Source organism: Deltaproteobacteria bacterium, from assembly GCA_022340465.1.
Lineage (GTDB): Bacteria > Desulfobacterota > Desulfobacteria > Desulfobacterales > B30-G6 > JAJDNW01.
The window spans coordinates 1-23830 of record JAJDNW010000001.1; the positions used below are offsets into that span (position 1 = coordinate 1).

Genomic DNA, 23830 nt, shown 5'->3' on the forward strand with positions numbered 1-23830 from the left:
GCCGGCCAGGCGACCCTCCGCAAAGGGCGCTTTGCCGTTGACAAGCACATGTTCAAGCTATACGAGTATCCCCGTACCAATATATCCCAACGTTGCACAAACCCACGGAGGACTACAAAATGGCCCCCTCGACCGATTATCCGAAATTGCTGACACCCCTCCCCGGCCCCAAAGCCCAGGCCGTCCTGGACAAAGACCGGCGGTTCATATCCCCCTCCTACACCCGGGGCTACCCTCTGGTTATCGAAAAAGGCGACGGCGTTCTCGTCACCGATGTGGACGGCAACGTCTTCCTGGACTTTACCTCCGGCATCGCCGTCTGCAATACCGGACACCGGCACCCGGAAGTCGTCAAGGCTGTCAAGGACCAGGCAAATCGTTTCCTCCACATGTCGGGAACCGACTTTTATTACGCCATCCAGTCCGAATTGGCCGAGAAACTTGCCGGGATATCGCCGGGTGCGAGTGATCGGCGCGTGTTCTACAGCAACTCGGGCGCCGAAGCCATCGAAGCCGCCCTGAAGCTGGTGCGCTACCACACAAAACGCTCCCTGATCATCTCTTTTTTCGGCTCGTTCCACGGCAGGACCATGGGCGCCCTCTCCCTTTCGGCCTCCAAATCGATTCACGAAAAAGGGTTCGCCCCGCTGGTGCCCGGCATCACCCATGTCCCCTACGGCTACTGTTACCGTTGCCCCTACAACCTCACCCACCCCGCATGCGACACCTATTGCGTGGACTGGATCAGGGAGGACCTTTTCAAACGAACCATGCCCCCCGAAGAGGTGGCCGCGGTTTTTTCCGAACCGATCCAGGGCGAGGGCGGCTACATCGTTCCACCTGCCAGTTTTCATGAAAAGCTGCAGGCCCTTTGCCGGGAGTTCGATATCCTGTACGTGGCCGACGAGATCCAGACCGGCATGGGCCGAACCGGAAAAATGCTGGCCTGCGAACACTTCGGCATCGACCCGGACATCTTCACCCTGGCCAAGGGCATCGCCTCGGGCATGCCCCTGGGGGCCATGATCGCCCGGTACGACATCATGGACTGGGCGCCCGGATCCCACGCTTCCACCTTCGGCGGCAACCCCGTGAGCTGCTCGGCCGCCCTGGCGACCATCCGGGTCCTGCAGGACGGCCTGATTCAGAATGCCGAAACCATGGGAGCGTATTTTAAAAAGCAGCTGCGGGCCTGTCAGCAGGAATTTGAGTTGATCGGTGATGTGCGCGGCCTCGGGCTGATGCTGGGCGTCGAGCTCGTCAGGGACCGCGAAAAAAAGACCAAGGCCGTCGAGGAAAGGGACAGGCTGGTGCATGCCTGCTTCAAGAGGGGGCTTCTGATTCTGGGGTGCGGGGAAAACAGCGTGCGTTTCATCCCCGGCCTGACCGTTTCCAAAACGGAAATCGACCGGGCCCTGTCCATCTTCGCCGAATCGCTCAAGGAGTGTTCATGAAAACAGCTCGCAGCGCAGCCGGCTGCATGATCCTGCTCATCATTTTTTCATCAGCCGCTTCTGCAGGGGATCTTCCGAAATTTTTCCTGTCGATCAGGCTGGCTGAAAATGGCGAATCGAACGTGCAGGGCCACCGGGGCCTGATCTTCGACAGCCGCTATTTCCTTACCGATCGCTTCGATTTAGGTTTATCTTATCAGCTGACGGATCCTCAAAGGATCGGTATGCCCTCCAAGATCGAAAACCGTTTATCTTCGGGAAGCATATCGAGTGAAGCCACCAGGCAAGTCTGTTCCTTTTATTCGCTGTACCACCCTTTTGCAAGGGATCGAACCGTCGATTATTATTTGGGCGCAGGCATCAATCTTCAACTGTTACATGTCGAAGACATCGTGGATGAGGATTACAGGGTTACATCGGAAACACCCCCTGCACTGGGCGTTAGCGCTAAAACGGGCGCAAATTGGTTTTTCCACGAAAATATAGGCTTAACCCTCGACGCAGAAGTCGGAACCCTGTTTCATGACTATTCAGCAAAAGAGCGGCATACAGGATTGTCTGCGGATTTTAAATCACCCTGGCTTGTAGGTCTTCTAAGCATCGGCATCAGTTTCCGCTTTTAGGAAAAGGGTTATTTGTCCACCGTGTCCCGGGAAGCCATCACCTCCGCCGCTGCGATGACAATGTGCGCACCCAGACGACTGCGGTTTGCCTCTTTTCCTTGCTTTTTTCCTGCGGCGGGGTCATTTGATTGCTCATCTCAATCAACATGCGGACGTTGGCCATGGTCCCGGCAAGCTGCGAGGCAATGGCGCGCATGCCCATGATGTCCACCTGGTCGAAATAGTCCGGTCGCTCGTGCTGCACAACCAGCACACCGAGTCTTTCGGTTCCGCGGCAATCGTTGGGCCGTATTTGGGGTTATAGACCCGTGTCTTTTTGCCCCGTGATATACAAAAAGCCCCGATTGTGATACATGCCCGGTTATGGCTATATCGCAAAAAACACCCCTTCCCGCGGAAATAGCCGACAGCGCCGGAGAAAAACTGGACGCATGCCGGCGGGCCATCGATGCCGGGGGGAGATCCCTCGACACCCCTCTGACCGACCTTCCCGCGGTCCGCCACGTCTGGGGATTCAGCGAATTCGTCTCCAGAATGTGCACCAGGAGCCCCGGCATCCTCGTCAGCCTGGTGAACAGCGGTGATCTCGAGACCCGGTATGGGCAGGGTGAGTACCTGTGGAGGCTGGAGGCTATGGAAGCCGTCGCGGAAGGAAATCCGGTTCCGCTGCTTCAGCAGCGCCTGCGGCACTTCAGGTGCCGGGAGATGATCCGCATCGCCTGGCGGGACCTGGGGGGCCTGGCCGACCTCGACGAGACCCTGACGGACCTTTCAGGCCTGGCCGATGCCTGCCTCGAGTACGCCCTTGCCGTCCTTTATGACCGGCAGTGCAGGACCCTGGGCGTCCCTTTTTCCATCGACGGCATCCAACAATTTTTAGTCGTGCTGGGGCTGGGCAAGCTCGGCGGCGAAGAGCTCAATTTTTCATCGGATATCGACCTCATATTCGCCTACGACCGGCCGGGAAAAACGTCAGGCGGCCAACAGACCATCACCAACGAAGACTTTTTCGTACGGCTTTGTCGCAGCCTTATCCGCACGCTGGGGGAAAGCGGCGCCGATGGCTTTGTGTTCCGCGTGGACATGCGTCTGAGACCGGACGGGGAGAACGGGCCGCTGGTGATGAGCTTCGACAACATGGAAGAATACTACCAGCGCCACGGGAGGGAATGGGAACGCTATGCCTGGATAAAGGCCAGGGTGGCGGCCGGAGACAAACAGGCGGGCAAGCGGCTGATCGAACGCCTGAAACCGTTTGTTTACAGGCGCTACTTGGACTTCGGCATTTTCGAATCGCTCCGGGACATGAAGCAAAAGATTGCCCTGGAGGTCAAGCGCAAGAGCATGGAAGACGATATCAAACTGGGTCCCGGGGGCATTCGTGAAATTGAATTTTTTGGACAGGTGTTCCAGCTGATACGGGGTGGCGTCACCCCCGGGCTCCAGGACCGCCGCATCCGCAGCGTATTGCCGACCCTGGTCCATGAGGGCTATATCGAGCAAGGCGTCTGCACGGAGCTGATCGAAGCCTATCGATTCCTGCGCCGCACCGAACACCGTCTACAGGAATTCAACGATCAGCAGACCCACCGGCTTCCCGAAGGCAGCCCGGCCCGGGCCAGGCTGGCCCTTTCCATGGAATTTTCAGATTGGGAATCGTTTCTGCTGCGGTTGGACCGCCACCGGGGACGCGTCCAGGCCCATTTCGGCAAGCTGCTTGAAACCGAGCGGTCGGTCGCCGTCGATTGTGACGACGATGCCAACCGGGAAGAGCTGGCCTGCCTGTGGCAGGACCTCGACACCGGCCGGCCCGCGCTGGAGGCCCTGGCCCAGTCGGGATACGATGTACCGGAAGAAGTGCTCAACACCCTGGTACAATTCAAAAACAGTCCCAGGACCCGCGCCTTGAGCTATGGCGGAAGGGAGCGCATCGACAAGCTGATACCGCTGCTACTCGAAGGGGCGACTGTCTCGAACAAGCCGGCCGTCATCGTCCAGCGCATCACCGGCCTGCTGGAGGCGATCGAACGGCGCACCAACTACCTGGCCCTGCTGGTCGAAAATCCCAACATCCTGGAGCATCTCATCCGCCTGGCGGATGCCAGCCCGTGGATCATCACCTTTTTATCGCGTCATCCGGTGCTTCTGGACGAGTTACTGGATAGCCGGAGGCTCTATTCCCCGCTCGACAGGGGCAGGCTCCAGCAGGAACTCAGGGAAACCATGGCCCGGATCGATAAGGACGATCTGGAGTACCAGATCGAGGCCCTGTGCATCTTCCGACAGGTGAACACCCTCAAGGTGGCGGCCGCCGACATTACCGAAGTCCTGCCGCTCATGAAAGTCAGCGATTACCTGTCCGACCTGGCGGAAATCATCGTGGATCATGTGGTGAACCTGTGCTGGAATCATCTGACCGCCAGGCACGGCCTGCCCGTGGCCCGCATGGGCGACGCGACCTGCACCAGAGGCTTTGCCGTCATCGCTTACGGCAAGTTGGGCGGCCTGGAACTGGGCTACGGTTCCGATCTGGACCTGGTATTCATTCATGCCGGTGCCGGCGGACTGACCCGCGGCGAAAAACACCCCATTGAAAATTCGCAGTTTTTCTCCAGGTTGGGCCAGCGGGTTATCCACGTCCTCACGGCCAACACGCCGGCCGGAAAAATCTACGATATCGACATGCGCCTGCGGCCCAGCGGCAGCTCGGGTATTCTGGTCAGCCAGTTCGAGGCCTTCGAGACCTATCAGGCTCAGGATGCATGGACCTGGGAGCACCAGGCGCTGCTGAGGGCAAGGGCGCTTGCCGGGGACGGCGGACTGATCGACTGGTTCGAACAAACACGCAAAAAAATCCTGATACGCAAAAAAGATCCGCAAAAATTGCGGCGCGAGGTCGTGGAAATGCGCAAGCGCATGCGCAAATCCCTGTTGAAATACGACCCCGGCACCTTCGACATCAAACAGGGACAGGGCGGCATGGTGGATATCGAATTTCTGGTGCAATACCTCATCCTGCTGCACGCCCATGATTTTCCCGAACTTACGACTTATTCAGACAATGTCAGACAGATAAGGGCCCTCGAAAAAGCCGGCATTCTGAATGAAAACAACGCCTACCTGCTGCGCAGAGCCTATCTCGTCTACCGTGCCACCACGCACCGGCTGAATCTCAAAGAGGCATCCACCGCCCTCTCCGAGGGAACCTACCGGAACCTCCGCAGGCGGATATCGGACGTCTGGTCGGAATATCTCGGCCCGGACGGTTAAACCAAGTCCTGCGGTCATCGTTACAAAATTGTAGTATTTTTTCGCCGAACCTGACAATTTTGTAAAGGGCCACCACGAAAACCGACATGAAAAATTGTTCCAACAAACTGTATTTTAACAATTATTTCATTTTAAGCCAGAGTGGCATGCTGCTTGCTTTTATAGATGGCACATTGATGAGTCCATGCCCAACAGGGATTGTAAGATGACGAAACCATATCTGCAAATATCAAACAAACTGAAAACAGATCGAGAAAAGCTCATTGCCTCCATCGACCGTCTGCCGGTGATCGATTTTTTGCAAAGCCACAGCCTGATCCTGGACAGCTATTTCCAGCAGAGCTTCGAAGAAAGCATGGTGGGTCCCAGGATCGGCCTCAATAAAAATCCCTATGCCATCATTGCCCTGGGCGGTTACGGCAGGGAAGAACAGTGCGTGCATTCCGATGTCGACATTCTTTTCCTGTTTAAAAAGCACATTCCCGATGAAGCCGTCAGCCTGATCCAGGAAATCATTTACCCGCTGTGGGATCTCGGGCTCCAGGTCGGATACGCCACCCGGACGCTGAGTGAGTGCATCGGCCTGGCCCGCAAGGACTATGAAATACTGACCCCCCTGCTGGACGCCCGGTTTATCTGCGGCATGTCCCTGCTGTTTTCCGAACTCATGACGGCAACCAGGGAAAAAATTCTGCGAAAGATGTCTAAAAAAGTCGTCGCCTGGCTGGTCAGGACCAATGCGGAACGCCACCAGCATTTCGGCGACTCCACCTACCTTCTCGAACCCAACCTGAAGGAAGGACAGGGTGGATTGCGGGATTACCACACCATGCTCTGGATCGGACGCATCAAGATGAACATTCGGCAGGCCAGGGATCTGGAGTATTTCGGCTACCTCTCCCACGACGAATACCTGACTGTTACCGAAGCGCTCTCCTTCATATGGAACGTGCGCAACCGGCTCCATCTGCAAGCCGGCCGCAAGATCGACCAGCTTTATTTCGAAAACCAGATCAAGCTGGCCCAGTCTCTTAATTTCAAAAGCACCAATGGGCTTCAGCCCGTTGAAAAATTTCTGGGAACGCTGCACAGCAAAATGGACTTTATGAAGCAGCAGCACCTCATGTTTCTGAGAGAACACGCTTTGACCAGGAAACCACGCTATAAAATCAAATCCAAAAAGAACCCGGGCATCGAAAGCATAAGAACAAAGGGCGACACCCTGGAATTCAGCTCTTCCGAAGCCATCCTGCAGCAACCGGGGCTGTTGATCAACATATTCGAGGAAAGCACCAGGATGAGCCTGCCGCTCAGCGCCGAGGCCAAGCGCATGGTGAGCGAATTCAGCTACCTGGTCAACAATCGGTTCAGATCTTCCGAAACCGTGGTCGAGTCTTTCGAAACGGTACTGAAAGAACCCGCCCCCACGTTCAACGTTCTCAGAGAAATGCTGAACACCGGCTTTCTGGTGAAACTGATTCCCGAAATGAAGGGCATCGCCAACAGAATTCAATACGACGAATACCACCTCTACCCGGTAGACAAGCACCTTCTGCGCACGGTGCAGGCTCTGAAAAGATTCAACAGCGACCTGGATGAATCCGGCTGCTCCCTGTGTGGAAAGATATGGAAGGGGTTGAAGAACCGTAAGCTGCTGCTGTGGGCCGCCCTGCTCCATGATATCGGCAAGGGCGAGTTGGGTAAGGACCACTCCAGTGCGGGGGCCGTTATAACCCGCCGGATTCTGAAAAGATTCGGCTACCAACCCAAAGACATCGATACCGTCGCTTTTCTCGTTCAGGAGCACCTTTTGCTGGTCAAGATCGCCACCCGACGCGACATTCACGATGAGGAAACCGCCATCCACTGCGCCAGAATCATCAAAAAGATCAGCAGGCTGCAAATGCTATACCTCCTGACCGTCGCCGACTGCGTCTCCACCGGGCCCAATGCCTGGAATGAATGGACCGCAACCCTTTTGAGGGATTTCTTTCTCAAAATCGCCAATGTGTTGACAAAGGGAGAATTGGCAACACAGCGTGCGGTGAAGGCCTCGGAGCACAAAAAGGAGATCGTGCTGGCATCCGCCACCTCGAAAGCCGGCAAAGAGGAGTTGGAGAAGTTGTACCACTATATGTCGCCCCGTTACCTGCTCTACACGCCGGACGAGGAAATCCTGACGGATATTGAACTGTACCGGAAACTGGGCGACCGTTCCTTCGTTTGGGACATCTCCCGCAACCGGATGGTCGACTCGAGAACGGTGAGGATCTGTGCCCAGGACCGCCCGGGTCTGTTTTCCCAAATTGCCGGCAGCTTCACCCTGAACAATCTCGACATTCTCAACGCCCAGATTTTCACCTGGCGCAACAACCTGGCCCTGGACATTTTTTACGTCAAGCCGCCGCCGGACAAACTTTTCGAAAAGGAGCACTGGGAGCGAGCGGAAAGGGATTTTCAAAAAGCCCTCGCCGGCGACCTGGATCTCTCCGCAAAACTGGCCGAGAAAATAAAGACCCGCCGGACCATCAGCCCCAAGGTGTCCAAGGTGCCGCACCGCATCGTCGTGGACAACCACAGCTCCAGCTTTTTTACCATTATCGAGGTGTTCACCTACGATTTCCCCGGGCTGCTTTTTACCGTTACGGATGCCCTTTACAGGGCCGGGCTGGACATATGGGTCGCCAAGATATCCACCAAGGTGGACCAGGTGGTGGATGTTTTCTACGTCAGGGATTTTGATGGACAAAAAGTGGATTCAGAGGAGCAGGCCGATGCCATCAAAGCCGCCATTGATGCACGTCTCCCCAAGATCGTCTAACTTCAGGGTAAGGGGATCGACATCATCGAGCTTATGAACGTAAAAAAAATGCAGTCGATCGAAAAAAACAGAAGCGGAAAAGGAGCTGCAACATGAAAAAAATCGAAGCGATCATTAAACCTTTCAAGCTGGATGACGTGAAGGAGGCCCTGAACGAGATCGGCATTCAGGGAATGACGATCTCGGAAGTCAAAGGCTATGGAAGGCAGAAAGGTCACAAGGAAATTTACCGCGGTGCGGAGTATGTCGTGGACTTCATCCCCAAAATCAAAATCGAAATCGTGGTCTCCTCGGAGCAGGCGGATGCGGTTGTCGAAAAAATCAGGGATGCGGCCAACACCGGCAAGATCGGCGACGGAAAAATATTCATCTTCGCGGTGGAGGAAGCCATTCGCGTCCGCACCGGCGAAAAGGGCACCGACGCCATATGACGGCCGCGTTCACGACCATAGCAGGCCCGGCGCACTTCCTGAACAATGGGAAAATGACAGCATGCACGTTTGACGAACAAAAAGGTAATCCAAATCCCACTATCAAAGGAGAAAAAAATGACAGCTAAACAGGTACTGGAAATGGCAAAAGAAAAAGAAGCAAAGATGGTTGATCTGCGATTCATGGACTTCCCCGGCGTATGGCAGCACTTCAGCGTACCCGTAGGTGAATTGGATGAATCCAGTTTCGAAGATGGCTTCGGTTTCGACGGTTCCAGCATTCGTGGCTGGCAACCCATCAACGCCAGCGACATGCTGGTAATTCCGGATGCGGCCACCGCCCAAATCGACCCGTTCTGCAAAGAGCCCACCCTCGTTCTGGTCGGCGACATCGTCGACCCGGTAACGCGCGAGGCCTACACGCGCGATCCCCGCCACATCGCCAAAAAGACCGAAAACTATGTCAAGAGCACCGGCATCGGCGACACCGTGTACATCGGCCCAGAGGCCGAGTTCTTCATCCTGGACGACATCACCTTTGAATCCTCGAAGCACCGCGCCTTTTACGAAATCGATTCCATCGAAGGCACCTGGAACACCGGCCGCGACGAAGCTCCCAACCTGGGCTACAAACCGCGTCACAAGGAAGGTTATTTTCCGGTACCTCCCATGGACAAGTTCCAGGATCTCAGAACCGACATGGTGCTCACCCTCGAAAGCCTGGGCATCGACGTCGAATGCCAGCATCACGAAGTGGCAACGGCCGGGCAGGCGGAAATCGACATGCGCTTCAAGCCCCTCCTGCAGATGGCCGACCAGCTCATGTGGTTTAAATACGTCCTGAAAAATGTGGCCTACCGCAACGGAAACACGGTGACGTTCATGCCCAAGCCCCTGTTTGAAGACAACGGTTCCGGCATGCACACCCACATCAGCATCTGGAAGGACGGCAATCCGTTGTTTGCGGGCGAAAAATATGCCGGTGTTTCTCAGGAAGCCCTCTATGCCATAGGCGGGATACTGAAACACTGCCAGGCCCTATGCGCTTTCACCAACCCGACCACCAACTCATACAAACGCCTGGTTCCCGGCTTCGAAGCCCCGGTCAACCTGGCCTACTCCAGCCGCAACAGGAGCGCCGCGGTTCGTATTCCCATGTACTCTTCGTCACCCAAGGCCAAACGCATCGAGTTCCGGACCCCGGACCCCTCGTGCAACGGCTACCTCGCCTTTTCGGCCATGGTGATGGCCGTGATGGACGGCATCGAAAATAAAATCGACCCGGGCGACCCGCTGGACAAGAACATCTACAACCTGCCGCCGGAAGAGCTGGCCGAAATCGGGTCCGCACCGGGTTCTCTGGATGAAGCCCTCGCCGCGCTAGAGGCCGACCAGGACTTCCTGCTCAAGGGAGATGTCTTCACCCAGGATGCCATCGACATGTGGATCGAGTACAAGATCGAAAACGAGGTCAATCCCGTGAGACTGCGCCCGCACCCTCACGAATTCTTCCTCTACTACGACATTTAAACGCAAAAACGGCCCGGCGCTATGATCGCCGGGCCGTTTTTTTCCCCGTTATCTGTAGTCCCGGTAATCCACCCCGTAACGTTTGGCCTTGTAGGCAAATTTCCTGACGGTCGTCTTGAGTATGTCCGACGCCTGGGTCACGTTCCCCCGGGTGTTTTTCAAAGCATCGATGAGAATCTCCTTTTCGAGTTTGGCCACAGCCTCCTCCAGGGAGTGGGTCGGCATGGTATCGGACTCCGTTCCCGTCTGCAGCGTCGGCGGCAGGTTGTAGCTGTGGATCACCCCTTCCTCGCAGAGCAGAACGGCCCGTTCGATGCAGTTTTCCAGTTCCCGGACATTTCCCGGCCAGTGGTAGTCGATCAGCATGTCGATGGCCGGCGTGGAAAAGCGCTTGATGGACTTATTGTTCTCCTTGGCGTATTTCTCCAGGAAATAATCCGCCAGCAGCAGGATGTCGGTTTTGCGCTCTCTGAGGGGCGGCATGTAGATGGGAAAGACGTTCAGGCGATAGTACAAATCCCCCCTGAAGGTTTCCGTCTCAACCGCCTCTTCCAGGTTTTTGTTGGTCGCCGCAATGATGCGCACGTCGATTTTTATGGTGGCGTGCCCTCCCACGCGCTCGAACTCTTTTTCCTGAAGCACGCGCAAAAGACGCACCTGGACGTCCAGCCCGATGGAGCCGATCTCGTCGAGGAAAATGGTTCCCTTGTTGGCCATTTCGAACTTTCCCAGCTTCTTGCTGATGGCGCCGGTAAAGGCCCCTTTTTCATGTCCGAACAGCTCACTCTCGATCAGGTTGGCAGGCAGGGCGGCACAGTTGACCTTCACGAAAGGCCCCTTGGCCCTCAAACTGTTGTAGTGAATGGAATTTGCCACCAGCTCCTTGCCGGTACCGCTTTCGCCGCGCACCAGTACCGTGGCGTTGCTTTTGGATACCTGGGATATCATCTGATAGACTTCACGCATCTTGTTGCTGTTGCCGACAATATCGGTAATGCGATATTTGTTCTTGAGTTCGCCCCTGAGCCTTCTGTTTTCTTCCCGCAACTGGTCCTTTTCGATGCGGATGGTTTCCAGGTTGATGACGTGTTGAGCAATCATCGTGGCAATCACGGCCATGAGATTCTTGCCTTTTTTCAAGGAATAGGTCTCGTCATACACCTTGTCCACACTGAATGCCCCGATGACCTGCTTGCCCCTTTTCACCGGAACACAAATAAAGGAGATCTCATCCTTCATTTTCATTTTGCGCGAGGCGGTCCGGTTGAGAAACAGCGGCTCCTGGCTGATTTTAGGAATGGCCAGCGCCTTTCCGGTTTCTATCACGCGCCCGGTGATGCCTTCGCCGATTTTGTATTTAACGCGCTCCATGGCTTTTTTTGAAATGCCGTGGGCCACTTCGATGTTGATCTCGTTCCGCAAGGGATCCAGTATGGTAACGGCCCCCCGTTCCATTTTCATGGAATTGGAAAGGATGTCCAACACCTTGTACAATGACGTTTTCAGGTCCAGATGTTCGTTCAGGGCCTTGCTGATCTCATAAAGCAGGGTGGTTTCTTCTATCTTTTTCATGGGTCCTCTGCGCTGCATCTTCCTGTCTTCACCGTTTCCGGTGAAAACAGAAAAAAACATTGAACACTCCCCGCAGCAAGCTTAAGGGGAATCTTCACCGTAAGGAATTCTATCAATTATGATTCACTCGCTTACCCTGCAGCAAGCTGCAGGGAATGCGCTCGCTATCTCGGTTCATCACGAAAGCGTGACAGGATGAACCCACGAAAATTTCGATCGCACTTTCGTGTTTTTCCCTGTTCGTGTTTTCATGATCATCTTTCATTATCCTACACTGACCGTCTAAATTGCCATATGTTAACATTTTTGTAATTATTTTCAAGCCTCGATTGATGCCCCCCCGCCGCAAGCTCAAGGGGAATCTTCACCGTAAGGAATGCTATCAATTATGATTCGCTCGCTTCAAAATTGTGCCCTGCCCTCCCCTGTTTGCGATCAGGCCCGTTATGCGGTATGCTGCCCTCATAGCGGCATGGTTCCGATCACCATGAAGGTGGCATGTCAATGGCTCTGAAAGGGCATCGTCTGTCTCACCACCCGCTGCGCTCGAACCAAAGAGGACGCCGAGGAACTAATTTTAGGGTTCGAGAGGCCGAGTGACCAAGTGAAAAAGAGGCCAGGTGTTGTCTGGATATCGCTGGAGCAGCCCAATGATTCTGCACATCGACATGGACGCCTTTTACGCCTCCGTCGAGCAACGCGACAATTCGGCGCTGAAGGACAAATGCGTCATCGTGGGGGGGACATCCGGGAGGGGGGTGGTTTCGGCCGCCAGCTACGAGGCCCGGAAATTCGGAGTCCATTCCGCCATGCCCATATTCCAGGCACGCCGGATATGCCCGGATGGTGTCTACATCCACCCTCGCATGGCGCGTTACCGTGAGGTCTCGCAGCAGATAATGGAGGTGCTGCAAGGCTTTTCCCCCCTGGTCGAGCCCGTATCCATCGACGAGGCGTTCGTTGACACCGCCGGCTGCGAACGCCTTAAGGGAACGCCGGAAACCATTGCCCGCTCCATCAAGGCCCGCATCGTGCAAGAAACCCGTCTGACCTGCTCCATTGGGGTGGCGCCCGTCCGCTTCCTGGCTAAAATCGCCTCGGACCTTCACAAACCCGACGGTCTGACTGTCATTCATCCACAGGAGGTTACCCGATTCATAGAAACGCTTCCCATTGAAAAAGTGCCCGGCGTAGGAATGAACGCCCGACGGATTCTGGAGGATGCCGGCATTCGCCACCTGGGGGACGTACCTCTCCATTCGCTGCGTTCCCTGGAGAAAAAACTCGGTAAATTCGGCCGCCGTCTTGCGGAGCTGGCCGCCGGCATCGACAAAACACCGGTTTCACCCGACAGTGACCGCAAATCCATCAGCTCGGAAAAAACCCTGGATCGCAACACCCGTGACCGGGAGCAATTGGAAAAAATACTGCTGCTGCAGGCACAGGACGTCGCCCGCGATCTCCGTATAAAAGCGTTCCGGGCGCGGACCATCACCCTGAAGATCAAACAGGCCGATTTCAAGCAGTTCACCCGCAACAAGACAATCGGCATTCCGACCCAGTCTTCCGAGACCATCTACGCAACCGCTCTCGAACTTTTCCGCCGGTGCCGCCTCACCCAGGCGGTCCGCTTGATCGGCGTGGGCGCCTCCGGGTTCATCAGCGACACCGTACCGGTCCAGATGGAAATCTTCGCCTCGACGGCAAAGAGCCAGGATCGAACATGGGCGGACGTGGACCGCGCTCTCGACCGGATATCCGAAAAATTCGGCCGCGATGCCGTAAAACGCGCCGTTCTGGCCGGAAACCGTCCCCTGCCCAAAAGCAGGACCTAACGCCTTTCGTAAGCCCCGGATCTGCCGGAGGTCGCTGACCTGGTCAGGAACAACCATTGACACACCCCCACTTTATTTATATGTTGGCGTCAGACATCCCCGTTCCGATCAACCATTAAAGAAATCGCGGCTTAAAGATCCGATAGCTGCGCACTAACCTTAAACGAAAGAAAGGTTAAAATGAAACGCATTGCGGCTCTAGTAGGCAAGCGGCTTTTCCTCGGTTTAGCGACCATCATTGTCATCTCCGTTTTGATCTTTGTCGGCATCGAAGCGCTGCCCGGCGATCTGGCCGAGGCTATCCTGGGGCAAGAGGCCACGCCGGAAACCGTGGCGGCCTTCCGCAGGGAACTGAAACTGGACCTGCCGGCCCACGTGCGCTACTTCGCCTGGCTGGGGGGTATTTTAAAAGGGGATCTGGGCAATTCACTGGCCAACGGCCGCCCCATTGCGGGACTGATCGGGTGGCGGTTTGCAAACACCCTTTTCCTGGCCGCCATGGCCGCCGTGATTGCCGTGCCCGTTGCCGTCATCCTGGGTATACTGGCGGCCTTGTACCGCAATTCCCTGTTCGACAAAATCATTTCCATGGCCACCCTCAGCACCATCTCCTTCCCGGAATTTTTTGTGGCTTACATCCTGATCGTCCTATTTTCGGTAAAGATCGAGCTCTTTCCCAGCATCTCGAACATTAACAGCCAAATGCATTTCTGGGAAAAGTTAGACGCCATCGTCCTGCCGTGCCTGACACTCACGCTGGTGGTCGTGGCCCACATGATGCGCCAGACCAGGGCCGCCATCATCAACATTTTGGCCAGCCCGTTCATCGAGATGGCGAGGCTGAAGGGCCTCAAGCCTGTACGCGTTATCGTCCTGCACGCCTTCCCCAACGCTCTGTCGCCGGTCATCAACGTCATCGCACTCAATCTCGCCTACCTGGTGGTGGGCGTGGTCATTGTCGAGGTGGTGTTCGTCTACCCGGGCTTGGGCCAGCTTTTGGTGGACTCCGTATCCAAAAGGGACATCCCGGTCGTCCAGGCCAGCGGACTGGTATTTGCGGCCACTTATGTCACCCTCAACCTGCTGGCGGATATTCTGTCCATCATCAGCAACCCGCGATTGAGAAACCCACGGTAAGCAAAGAGAGAAGGAGACAGAGAAGGATATGAACTTTTTCAAGTTGCTGCGACAATCTCCCTGGAGCGCCCGCATCGGTATGGCCATGGTACTTATCAACGTGTTGGCCGCCATTCTCGCACCGCTTATCTGCCCCTACGGTGAAACCGAAGTGGTCGGCGACGTTTGGATGACGCCCGGCGGTGACAACTACCTGGGAACCGACCATCTGGGCAGGGACTTGTATACCCGGCTTATCTACGGTGCCAGGAACACCATCGCCATCGCGTTCGTCACCACCCTGCTGTCGTTCTTCGTCGGTTCCATCATGGGTTTTTTTGCCGCGACCCTTGGTGGCTGGACGGACCTCGCCATCAGCCGCGTTATCGATATTCTGATGGCCTTTCCCACCCTGATTTTCGCCCTGATGGTTCTCTCCGTGGTCGGCACCGGTACAACGGCCCTGATTGTCGTCATCGCGCTGCTGGATTCGACCCGTGTATTCCGCCTTTCCCGGGCCGTGGCCATGGACATCGCCGTGATGGAATATGTAGAAGCCGCACGCCTGCGCGGCGAGCGCATCTGGTGGCTCATGCGGCATGAAATTCTGCCCAACGCGCTGCCGCCCCTGGTAGCCGAATTCGGTCTGCGTTTCTGCTTCGTCTTTCTTTTCATCGCCGCCTTGAGCTTTTTGGGACTGGGCATCCAACCCCCCACGGCCGACTGGGGGGGGATGGTGCGCGAAAATGCAGGCGCCATCACTTTCGGCATCTTGACCCCGCTGTTTCCGGCAGGAGCCATCGCTTTTCTGACCGTGGGAGTCAACTTGATTGTCGACTGGTTCCTGCAGATTGCCAGCGGGCTGAAAGACTAAATGACGCTAAGCAGATGACAGCGAAGCAAAATGACCGTAGTTAATATGGATACTATTGATCGGAACTGAATAAGAAAATTTACGAGACTGCAACCATCAAAGGAACAGATATGGCACCGTTGTTGAAAATGCGTAAAATCTTCATCGAGGGGATGAGTGACGAAAAGTGGAATCCCATCATCAAGGGCCTCGACCTCACCCTGGAGAGGGGCGAAGTGCTGGGGCTCATCGGTGAATCCGGGGCCGGCAAATCGACGCTGGGCATCGCCTCCATGGCCTATACGCGCCAGGGGTGCAGGATCTCCTCCGGTTCCATCGTTTTTGACGGCAAGGAGCTGTTCGGGGCGCCCAAGGAAACCCTGCGGAAAATACGCGGCAACCGCATCGCCTATGTGGCTCAGAGCGCCGCGGCCTCCTTCAACCCCGCCCACCGCCTGATCAAACAGTATGCCGAGTCCCCGGTTCGGCACGGTGTCATGAGCTTCGAGGAAGCCGCCAGGGAAGCCAAGGACATCTATAAGCGGCTGCTGCTGCCGGACCCGGATCACATCGGCTACCGCTACCCCCACCAGGTATCCGGCGGCCAGTTGCAGCGCGCCATGGTGGCCATGGCCATGTCCTGCCGTCCCGATCTGATCATCTTTGACGAACCCACTACGGCCCTGGACGTGACCACCCAGATCGAAGTCCTGGCGGCCATCAAGCGCATCGTTCGGCAGTTCAACACCTCCGCCATCTACATCACCCACGACCTGGCCGTGGTTGCCCAGGTCGCCGACCGCATCATGGTGCTGCGCTACGGCAACCTGGTGGAAGAAAACGACGCCCGGGAAATGATCGCCAACCCCAGGGAAGACTACACCCGCAGGCTTTTGTCGGTCCGCACACTCAAGGAGGAAAAGGATCTTTCAGAAAGTGAAAAAGACGTCATCCTGGAGGTCAACAACGTCACCGCCAGTTATACCGGCAAAACCAATGTCCTCGAAGATATCGATTTAAAAATCCGCAAGGGTAGAACGGTGGCACTGGTGGGGGAATCGGGCAGCGGCAAGAGCACCCTGGCCCGGGTGATCACCGGCCTGCTGCCGCCCACAAAGGGCAATGTGTTGTACGAAGGCAATGAACTGTCACGGGAGCTGAAATCGCGACCCAAGGAGCAGTTGCGGGTCATGCAGATGATCTATCAGATGCCCGACACCGCCTTGAACCCCAAGCAGAAGGTGCACAGAATCATCGGCCGACCGCTGCAGTTCTACTTCGGCATGCATGAAAAAGATCGTGAACAGAGGGTTTACGAACTGCTGGAAAAGATCGAACTGTCGGAAAAATATTACGACCGCTATCCTACCGAACTTTCCGGTGGTGAAAAACAACGCATCTGCATCGCCCGCGCGCTGGCCGCGGAACCCGACCTGATCATCTGCGACGAAGTCACGTCGGCCCTGGACCAGCTCGTTGCCGAAGGCATCCTCAAGCTGCTGCAGGATCTGCAGAACGAACTCAGGGTTTCCTACCTCTTCATCACCCACGACCTGGCAACGGTGAAGGCCATTGCCGATGAAATCGTGGTCATGCTCCAGGGCAGGATCGTCGAGCAGGGTGTCAAAAAAGAGATCCTGACGCCGCCCCATCACGAGTACACGGATCTTCTGCTTTCATCCGTTCCCGAAATGGACCCCGACTGGCTGGACAATCTGCTTGCGGAAAGGAAAGCAAAAGGAAAGCTGTCTACGTTCATGGACGCTTAAAAATAAAAAAGCCGCTTACGATTGAAATCGCGCGGGGCCTTTTTTATTTTGTTAACACCAGCGTGTCGGCCGGTTTCCAGGAAATCCAGACATCGCTGCCGATCAGGATCGACGTGGCCGTGTCGCTCTCTCGATTCCTCACTTCGACCATCAGTTCCCTGCCGGAGCTGTTTTCCAGAAATACCTGGCAGGTGCTGCCGTAGTAAACCACATTAACTACCCTGCTGCGGAACTTGATCCGCTCTCCGTCGGGTTCGACGTTTGTCAGATCGAGCTTTTCCGGGCGTATCGCCAGGATGACCTGGCCCTCGGCCCGCTCACCGGCGGGAAGCGTGTCCATCGGAACCAACGCCTTGCCGGCGCCCTCGATGTCGACCACCAGGCTGCGGCCCTCCACACCCATGACATCGGCCTTCAGCTGGTTGATCTTGCCGATAAAATCAGCACAAAATCTGCTGTTGGGCCTCTCGTACAGCTGCAGCGGCCCGTCCACCTGCTTCACTTCACCGTCCTTCATTACGGCAATACGGTCGGCCGTCGACAGCGCTTCCGATTGTGAGTGGGTGACGATGATGAAGGTAATGCCCACCGATTTCTGCAGGTTGACCAGTTCGATCTGCATGGCCTCCCGCAGCTTGGCGTCCAGGGCCGACAAGGGCTCGTCCAGGAGCAAAACCTTGGGTTTCTTCACCAGCGCCCTCGCCAGCGCGACCCTCTGCTGCTGGCCGCCTGAAAGCTGGTGCGGCATTCTGTGCTCGAATCCGCCCAGCTTGACCAGTTCCAGGGCTTCCGGCACCAGTTTCTGGATGTCGTTGTCCTTGATTCCGGTGACCTTCAGCCCGTAGGCCACGTTTTTGGCCACGGTCATGTGGGGAAAAACCGCGTATGATTGAAACACCATGTTGACCGGCCGGCGGTTGGGATCGACACCTTCCATATCCTGACCGCCCACGATGATCCTCCCGCTGGTGGGATTTTCAAAACCGGCGATCATACGCAGCAGGGTCGTCTTTCCGCATCCGGAAGGTCCCAGCAGGGCAAAAAATTCACCCTCGGCGATGTCGAGGCTGACATCGTCAACCGCCGTGACCGTGCGGTTGAAAATTTTCGTGACATTCTTGATGCTGATGATCGGTTGCTTGTCTGTCATACGGGCAGTCCTTTATTCTTCCCTCCGCGGGCCTGGAGAACCATGGTCACTACCGTCAGCAGCAGGGTCATGGCTATCAACACCGAGGATGCGGCATTGACCTCCGGCGTCACGCTGAAGCGCACCATGGAAAATATTTTTATGGGCAGGGTCGTGGATCCCGGTCCGGAGGTGAAAAAGGTGATCACAAAATCGTCGAGTGAGAGGGTCAGGGCCAGCAGCGCGCCCGCAACGATTCCCGGCATCATGTACGGCAACGTGACGTCCCTGAAGGTCTGCCACTGGTTGGCCCCCAGGTCGCGGGCCGCTTCCTCCAAGGATTGATCGAAGCCGGCCATGCGGGCCCGCACCACCACTGCCACGAAGGGCAGGCTGAAGGCTATGTGGCTGACCGTAATGGTAAACAGGCCCAGATCGATGTGCAGGCGCGAAAAGAAAGCCAGCATGGCAACGCCCATGCAGATCTCCGGTATGATGATCGGCAGGTGGATCCAGCCGTCGAAGGCGTTTTTGCCCGGAAACTTGAACCGGTACAGGGCCAGCCCGAGCATGGCCCCCAAAAGCGTGGAGACCGCCGTCGAGATGCCCGCCACGATGAGGCTGTTCAAAAAGGCATCGAAGAGGGAGTCGTTGTGAAAGGCCTTCACATAGTACTTGAACGTAAAGCCGCGCCAGGTAATGTTCCGCCGGCTGTTGTTGAAACTGAAGGCAACCAGGGCCACGATCGGAAAATAGAGAAAAATGAAATTGAGCAGCATCACCAGCTGAAACCACTTCTTGCGGGTGTACTCCAGCGGGGTCGGCCGCGCCTTTTTTACACGGGGCCGCGAACCCTTTTCGCGGCTGCTGTTTTGCAAAGACCTGTCCGACATGTCAGTAGCTGACTCCTTTCGACTTCGAAGACACCACCGCCCTCAGCCAGAGCGCGATGAAGGTGACGTACAAGAGTAAAAAAGAAAGGGCCGACCCAAAGGGCCAGTCCCTGGCCGGACCGAACTCCTGGGCAATCAGGTTGCCGATCATCATGCTGTCCGTACCCCCCAGAAGCACCGGCGTCAGGTAGGTCCCCAGAGAGATGATGAAAACCAGCAGCAGTCCCGAGAGGATGCCCGGGAAGGCCAGTGGTATGGTCACCGAAACCATGGTGCGCCACTGGCCGGCCCCGAGGTCCAGGCTGGCTTCCATGAGCGAGCGGTCGATTTTTTCGAGGGTGGCGTAAATGGGCAGCACCAAAAACGGCAGCGCCACATAGACCAGACCGATGACCACGGCGGAATGGTTGTACAGGAGGGCCAGGGGCTTGAACGTCCCCATGATGTCGGGCAAACCCACCAGGCTGAACAGGGCATCCAGCCTGCCGTGAACCCACTCGAGCCCGAAGTTCAGGAACCCCCGGGTCCTGAGCACCGCTATCCAGGCATAGGTGCGAATGAGCAGGTTGGTCCAGAAAGGCAGAATCACCAGCAGCAGCAGCATATTTTTGTAGCGCGCCGGTGCAAAGGCAATCCCCAGGGCCACGGGAAATCCCATGACAAAACAGATCAGGGTCGTCAGAAACGCCGTCCAGGTGGATTTCCACATGATGCCCAGATGGATCCACTTCAGCGCCCGGGCATAGTTGCTGAATGACAGGGCCAGCAAGGTCTGCCCCTGGGGTCCGCGCTGGCCGAAACTGTACACCCACACGATGACCAGCGGCAGGGTGAAGAATATCAAAATCCATGCGGAGGCAGGCACCAGAAGAATGGCCGCCACCAGTTTGTTGTCACGCCAGTTTTCCACGGTTACTTCTCTCGAACCCCTTGCAATGCATCGGAATCAACCACGATGATCTCACATCGATGCTCGGATCGGATTCCATCAATTTAATTACTCATATCGTGTCAATGGTAATGCCGAGCTACCGTAAACCGGCTCGGCACGCAGCTGATCGGTTCGGGAGCAAGGCATTTCAGCCTGAAGTTGTAGCTCTTTACCTCGATGGCTGAATAACGCAGCTCCTGGGCCGATCAGCGATGCCCAAAAGGTTAACATTGACACGCAGATCGGAGTTTATCAATTTAATTACTCATATCGTGTCAATGGTAATGCCGAGCCGGTTTAGCCGGCTTGAATCTTTACCCATGCCTCGTCGTACAACCTTGCCTTGTCGCCCACATCGATGATGACCTCGGATGCGGAGATGGCGCTCGCCGGCGGGTAGATCGCCGGGTTTTTCAGATCCACTGGCAGGATGTATTTTCTGGCGGCGGCATTGGGGGTGGCATAGTGGATGAAGTTGGCGATGTCGGCGCCGACCTTGGCATCCAGGATGTGGTTGATGAACGCGTGGGCGTTATCGGGATGGGGCGCCCCTTTGGGAATGCACATGTTGTCCATCCAGACCACGCCGCCTTCTTTGGGAACCACGTAGCCGATGTCGTCGTCCTCTTCCATCACCTGCACGATGTCGCCGTTCCATTCCATGACCACATCGCACTCGCCGGATAGCAGAAGATCCTGGCCGTTGTCCTCGGCAAAGGATTTAACATTGGGTTTCTGCTTGATCAAAAGGTCCCTCGCCTCGGCGATCTCCTTGGGATTGGTGGAGTTGAGCTTGTAGCCCAGATACTTCAGCGTGACGCCGATGCAGGCCCGCTGGTCCGCCATGAGGGCGATTCTGCCTTTGAATTCGTCGCTGTCCAAAACGGTTTTCCAACTGGTGGGAGGCGTTTTCACTTTCGATTTACGGTAGCCGATCCCGATGGTGCCCCACATGTAGGGAATGGCATACTTCATCCCCGGACTGTAGGCCGGGTCGGAAAAGTTGGGGTCCGGATCGATGTTCTTGATGTTGGGTATTTTGGAGTGATCGAGGGCCACCAGCATGTTCAGGGTCGTCATGGTCTCCACCATGTAGTCGCTGGGGAAAATGAGGTCGAAGCCCGGATTGCCCTCCTTCAGTTTGGCAAACATCTCCTCGTTGTTGGCAAACAGGTCGTACTGCACCTTGATGCCGGTTTTCTTGGTGAACTGCGGGATGGTGTCCTCACCGATGTAGGTATCCCAATTGTAAACGTTCAGCTGCTTTTCCTCGGCCCCCCACACCATGCCCGGGGCAAACGTCATGCCGACACCTACGGCGGCCGCACCCTTCATAAAGGATCTTCTCGAAATCGGTCTTTGCATCATCTTTTTCATGCCTTCCTCCTCCTTTTGCTTGTCTCCCTGGTCATCAAAAGTCTAACCCCAACGATGCATGAACCGCTTCGTTGAGGCAAACGACATGGTAGCGATTAGAAGCCATATAGCCAATCCGAACAAACCGGAATTTCCAATATCGAATGATAAAAATGAACATAGTAACCGATCAGCCACCGAAAATGGGGCGATACATGCGCACGAAATTACCCGCGCCGAGGACACGCGTATCTTTCACCAGCCTGCCGTCCACGGAAATGATGCCCACTTTTTTTCTGGGAATTCCCAACTGTTCTATCAAATCGAGAATGCGCATCCCTTCCGGAAGCTCCACTGTCATCCCTTTCAGCGGATCATGCTCCCTCAGATCCTTTCCCAGGGCGCCGTACAGTTTGACCCGTATTTCCATATCGCCTGTCTACAATTTGACTACAGCCGGAGCTGCCGCCCCGGCTATAGTCAAATTTAAAACTCCCAGGTGCCGTCCAGATCTTCCTCGGTGACGACCACCACCTTGTTGTGGGGCGGAAGCGGCTCTTCGTAAAACATCTTGGGCAGCCTGTCGTCCTCTTTGGTAAAGCCTGCCTTGCGGTTGAACTCCCTCTCGGCTTTCAGAATACGGATGCCCAGGGCGGCCCAGTCATCTTCGCCGAAAGGCTTGCCCAGCTTGGCCGAAACCATCTTGCACACCGTGTCCAGTCCCGCGGCAAAGCCGCTCTGGGCAAAGTCGCAGATGCCGACGGTGTCGACAGCCGCCATGTGCAGCTGCGAATTCCGCGAATTCTCCACCTGGCCCTCGGCGGAAAAGCGATCCAGTTTACCCCCGAAATCCTCCAGATTGTCGGCCACCACCCATCCGGCCGTATGATCGCCGCCCATGGGGGTCGTGGCGTAGGTTACCGCCATCCCCTGAATGGCCCGGGGGTCGTAGGCGGCCATGCTCTGCCGCTTCATCACCGGCACGCGGTCGTGATTGAAATGCTCGCCCACGGCTGCCGGTCCGTTTCCGATCAGTTTGCCCATTTCGGTGCCCTCGGCCACGGCTTCGACCATCTCGATGGCGGCCTGGGCATCCCCAAACGGTTTATAGCCCGCGTCCATGGCCACGGCCACGGCCACGCCGGTGCTGATGGTGTCCAGACCGATGTCGTCGCACAGGAAATCCAGTTTGGCGATGGCGTCCAGGTCGTCGTTACCCAGCATGCCGCCCATGGACCAGATCGTCTCATACTCGAGGGAAGAGGTGACATACGCCCCCTCTTTATCCACGTACTCGTTGGAACAGCGGATGATGCATTGAGCGCAACCCATGTGGGTACATGCGCCGCCGCGCTCCTTGATCACCTCCGCCATGGTTTCGCCGGTGATCTTTTCCACACCATCGAACTGGCCCTCCCGGGCGTTGCGCGTCGGAAACGCCCCCACCGCGTTGATGGATCCCACCAGCACGGCGGAACCCAGTTGGGCCAATACCGAGGTGAAGTCGTCATCCCTGACGGCCTGGGCATATTTTTTTGCACACGCCTTGAAGAGATCGGCATCCGCCAGCGGATCGGTGGCCTTGCCGCCCCGGTCCACGACAACGGCCTTCAACCCCTTTGACGCCATGACCGCCCCCAACCCACCGCGGCCGGCAGCCCGGCAGGGGCGACCGTCTGCATCGGTTGTCTGTATGGAAGCCGCCGTCAGCAAAGACTCGCCCGCAGGGCCGATGCAGGTGATGCTGTTTTTCTCGCCGTAGGCCTCTTTGAGACGGCGCACCAGTTCATAGGTCCGCAGGCCCCTGTAGGCGCCGGCGTCCACAAGCTCGACCTGGCCCTCGGCGTCGATTTTAATAAGATACAGAGCCTCCCGATCGGCGGGCTGCCCCTCCACGATGATGGCCGTTATCCCCAAGTGGGCGAGGTCCGCTGCCGCCGTGCCGCCGACGTTGCTCTCCTTGATACCACCGGTCAAAGGACTCTTGGCCCCGATGGACAGGCGGCTCGTGTTGACCAACATGGTTCCGCTCAGATAGCCCGGAGCGATAATCAGCTTGTTCTCCGGCCCCAGGGGGTCGCAGGTGGCGGGAACCTCCTTGTTGATCATGATGGAGGTCAATCCCCGGCCGCCCAAACCCTCATATTCCGTCGGGACATCGCCGGTAGTTATGCCTTGAGACGTCATGTCGATTTTCACAAATTTCATTGCACCCTCCTTTGGTTATACCCGTCATTTCTCACAACT

General features: G+C 56.4%; 18 protein-coding genes. 10 read left to right on the forward strand and 8 right to left on the reverse strand.

The window, feature by feature from the left end:
• The first annotated feature begins 119 nt into the window (after positions 1-119).
• Both LJE94_00005 and LJE94_00010 read left to right on the forward strand, forming a co-directional pair.
• Positions 120-1454: an acetyl ornithine aminotransferase family protein gene (locus tag LJE94_00005; protein ID MCG6908486.1), complete on the forward strand. Its 1335-nt coding sequence runs from the start codon at positions 120-122 to the stop codon at positions 1452-1454.
• Positions 1451-2077: a hypothetical protein gene (locus LJE94_00010; GenBank protein ID MCG6908487.1), complete on the forward strand. Its 627-nt coding sequence runs from the start codon at positions 1451-1453 to the stop codon at positions 2075-2077. Before LJE94_00005 ends, LJE94_00010 begins: the two co-directional genes overlap by 4 nt.
• Positions 2078-2114: 37 nt before the next feature.
• Here LJE94_00010 and LJE94_00015 read toward each other — a convergent pair whose 3' ends face one another.
• The gene (locus LJE94_00015) at positions 2115-2321 is read right to left on the reverse strand and encodes a hypothetical protein (GenBank protein ID MCG6908488.1); all 207 of its coding nucleotides are present in this window, start codon (positions 2319-2321) and stop codon (positions 2115-2117) included.
• A 119-nt stretch (positions 2322-2440) separates the two neighbouring features.
• Between LJE94_00015 and glnE the strand changes: the two genes are divergently transcribed.
• The 4 genes from glnE to glnA all read left to right on the forward strand — a co-directional run bounded on the left by glnE (position 2441) and on the right by glnA (position 10129).
• Positions 2441-5347: a bifunctional [glutamate--ammonia ligase]-adenylyl-L-tyrosine phosphorylase/[glutamate--ammonia-ligase] adenylyltransferase gene (gene glnE / locus LJE94_00020; GenBank protein MCG6908489.1), complete on the forward strand. Its 2907-nt coding sequence runs from the start codon at positions 2441-2443 to the stop codon at positions 5345-5347.
• Between the two features lie 205 nt (positions 5348-5552).
• Positions 5553-8168: a [protein-PII] uridylyltransferase gene (gene glnD, locus LJE94_00025; protein ID MCG6908490.1), complete on the forward strand. Its 2616-nt coding sequence runs from the start codon at positions 5553-5555 to the stop codon at positions 8166-8168.
• Between the two features lie 92 nt (positions 8169-8260).
• Positions 8261-8599 carry a P-II family nitrogen regulator gene (locus tag LJE94_00030; protein MCG6908491.1) on the forward strand — a complete coding sequence of 113 codons (339 nt, stop codon included), beginning with the start codon at positions 8261-8263 and terminating at the stop codon, positions 8597-8599.
• 117 nt (positions 8600-8716) lie between these two features.
• Positions 8717-10129 (forward strand): type I glutamate--ammonia ligase, encoded by a 1413-nt coding sequence (gene glnA, locus LJE94_00035; GenBank protein ID MCG6908492.1) that lies wholly within the window; start codon positions 8717-8719, stop codon positions 10127-10129.
• Between the two features lie 48 nt (positions 10130-10177).
• Here the strand turns inward: glnA and LJE94_00040 are convergent, their stop codons facing one another.
• Positions 10178-11701, reverse strand: coding sequence for a sigma 54-interacting transcriptional regulator (locus LJE94_00040; GenBank protein ID MCG6908493.1), 1524 nt, complete (start codon positions 11699-11701; stop codon positions 10178-10180).
• 650 nt (positions 11702-12351) lie between these two features.
• Between LJE94_00040 and LJE94_00045 the strand changes: the two genes are divergently transcribed.
• The 4 genes from LJE94_00045 (at position 12352) to LJE94_00060 (ending at position 17274) form a co-directional block, all read left to right on the forward strand.
• Complete coding sequence (locus tag LJE94_00045) at positions 12352-13536, forward strand: DNA polymerase IV (GenBank protein ID MCG6908494.1); 1185 nt, start codon at positions 12352-12354, stop codon at positions 13534-13536.
• Between the two features lie 180 nt (positions 13537-13716).
• A complete protein-coding gene (locus tag LJE94_00050) occupies positions 13717-14673 on the forward strand; it encodes an ABC transporter permease (GenBank protein MCG6908495.1) in 957 nt (318 codons plus the stop codon).
• A gap of 28 nt (positions 14674-14701) precedes the next feature.
• A complete protein-coding gene (locus tag LJE94_00055; GenBank protein MCG6908496.1) occupies positions 14702-15526 on the forward strand; it encodes an ABC transporter permease in 825 nt (274 codons plus the stop codon).
• A gap of 110 nt (positions 15527-15636) precedes the next feature.
• Complete coding sequence (locus tag LJE94_00060) at positions 15637-17274, forward strand: ABC transporter ATP-binding protein (GenBank protein MCG6908497.1); 1638 nt, start codon at positions 15637-15639, stop codon at positions 17272-17274.
• Positions 17275-17317: 43 nt separating this feature from the next.
• On the opposite strand, the gene LJE94_00065 is transcribed toward LJE94_00060, so the two are convergent.
• From LJE94_00065 to LJE94_00090, 6 genes are all read right to left on the reverse strand, one after another.
• The gene (locus tag LJE94_00065) at positions 17318-18424 is read right to left on the reverse strand and encodes an ABC transporter ATP-binding protein (GenBank protein ID MCG6908498.1); all 1107 of its coding nucleotides are present in this window, start codon (positions 18422-18424) and stop codon (positions 17318-17320) included.
• The gene (locus tag LJE94_00070) at positions 18421-19296 is read right to left on the reverse strand and encodes an ABC transporter permease (protein ID MCG6908499.1); all 876 of its coding nucleotides are present in this window, start codon (positions 19294-19296) and stop codon (positions 18421-18423) included. Before LJE94_00070 ends, LJE94_00065 begins: the two co-directional genes overlap by 4 nt.
• 1 nt (position 19297) lies before the next feature.
• Entirely contained in the window at positions 19298-20206 is a 909-nt protein-coding gene (locus tag LJE94_00075; GenBank protein MCG6908500.1) for an ABC transporter permease, read from the reverse strand.
• Between the two features lie 318 nt (positions 20207-20524).
• Positions 20525-21604, reverse strand: coding sequence for an extracellular solute-binding protein (locus LJE94_00080; GenBank protein ID MCG6908501.1), 1080 nt, complete (start codon positions 21602-21604; stop codon positions 20525-20527).
• Between the two features lie 169 nt (positions 21605-21773).
• Positions 21774-22013, reverse strand: a complete 240-nt coding sequence (locus LJE94_00085; protein MCG6908502.1) for a hypothetical protein — start codon at positions 22011-22013, stop codon at positions 21774-21776.
• A 56-nt stretch (positions 22014-22069) separates the two neighbouring features.
• Complete coding sequence (locus tag LJE94_00090; protein ID MCG6908503.1) at positions 22070-23791, reverse strand: aldehyde ferredoxin oxidoreductase; 1722 nt, start codon at positions 23789-23791, stop codon at positions 22070-22072.
• Between the last annotated feature and the right edge of the window lie 39 nt (positions 23792-23830).

Bases quoted from the DNA above. Each gene is read 5' to 3' on its own strand.
- glnD (MCG6908490.1), top strand. From the start codon at position 5,553: ATGACGAAACCATATCTGCAAATATCAAACAAACTGAAAACAGATCGA.
- LJE94_00090 (MCG6908503.1), bottom strand. From the start codon at position 23,791: ATGAAATTTGTGAAAATCGACATGACGTCTCAAGGCATAACTACCGGC.
- LJE94_00060 (MCG6908497.1), top strand. From the start codon at position 15,637: ATGGCACCGTTGTTGAAAATGCGTAAAATCTTCATCGAGGGGATGAGT.
- LJE94_00065 (MCG6908498.1), bottom strand. From the start codon at position 18,424: ATGACAGACAAGCAACCGATCATCAGCATCAAGAATGTCACGAAAATT.
- LJE94_00045 (MCG6908494.1), top strand. From the start codon at position 12,352: ATGATTCTGCACATCGACATGGACGCCTTTTACGCCTCCGTCGAGCAA.
- LJE94_00005 (MCG6908486.1), top strand. From the start codon at position 120: ATGGCCCCCTCGACCGATTATCCGAAATTGCTGACACCCCTCCCCGGC.
- LJE94_00050 (MCG6908495.1), top strand. From the start codon at position 13,717: ATGAAACGCATTGCGGCTCTAGTAGGCAAGCGGCTTTTCCTCGGTTTA.
- LJE94_00030 (MCG6908491.1), top strand. From the start codon at position 8,261: ATGAAAAAAATCGAAGCGATCATTAAACCTTTCAAGCTGGATGACGTG.
- LJE94_00055 (MCG6908496.1), top strand. From the start codon at position 14,702: ATGAACTTTTTCAAGTTGCTGCGACAATCTCCCTGGAGCGCCCGCATC.
- LJE94_00070 (MCG6908499.1), bottom strand. From the start codon at position 19,296: ATGTCGGACAGGTCTTTGCAAAACAGCAGCCGCGAAAAGGGTTCGCGG.
- LJE94_00010 (MCG6908487.1), top strand. From the start codon at position 1,451: ATGAAAACAGCTCGCAGCGCAGCCGGCTGCATGATCCTGCTCATCATT.
- LJE94_00080 (MCG6908501.1), bottom strand. From the start codon at position 21,604: ATGAAAAAGATGATGCAAAGACCGATTTCGAGAAGATCCTTTATGAAG.
- LJE94_00040 (MCG6908493.1), bottom strand. From the start codon at position 11,701: ATGAAAAAGATAGAAGAAACCACCCTGCTTTATGAGATCAGCAAGGCC.
- LJE94_00085 (MCG6908502.1), bottom strand. From the start codon at position 22,013: ATGGAAATACGGGTCAAACTGTACGGCGCCCTGGGAAAGGATCTGAGG.
- glnA (MCG6908492.1), top strand. From the start codon at position 8,717: ATGACAGCTAAACAGGTACTGGAAATGGCAAAAGAAAAAGAAGCAAAG.
- glnE (MCG6908489.1), top strand. From the start codon at position 2,441: ATGGCTATATCGCAAAAAACACCCCTTCCCGCGGAAATAGCCGACAGC.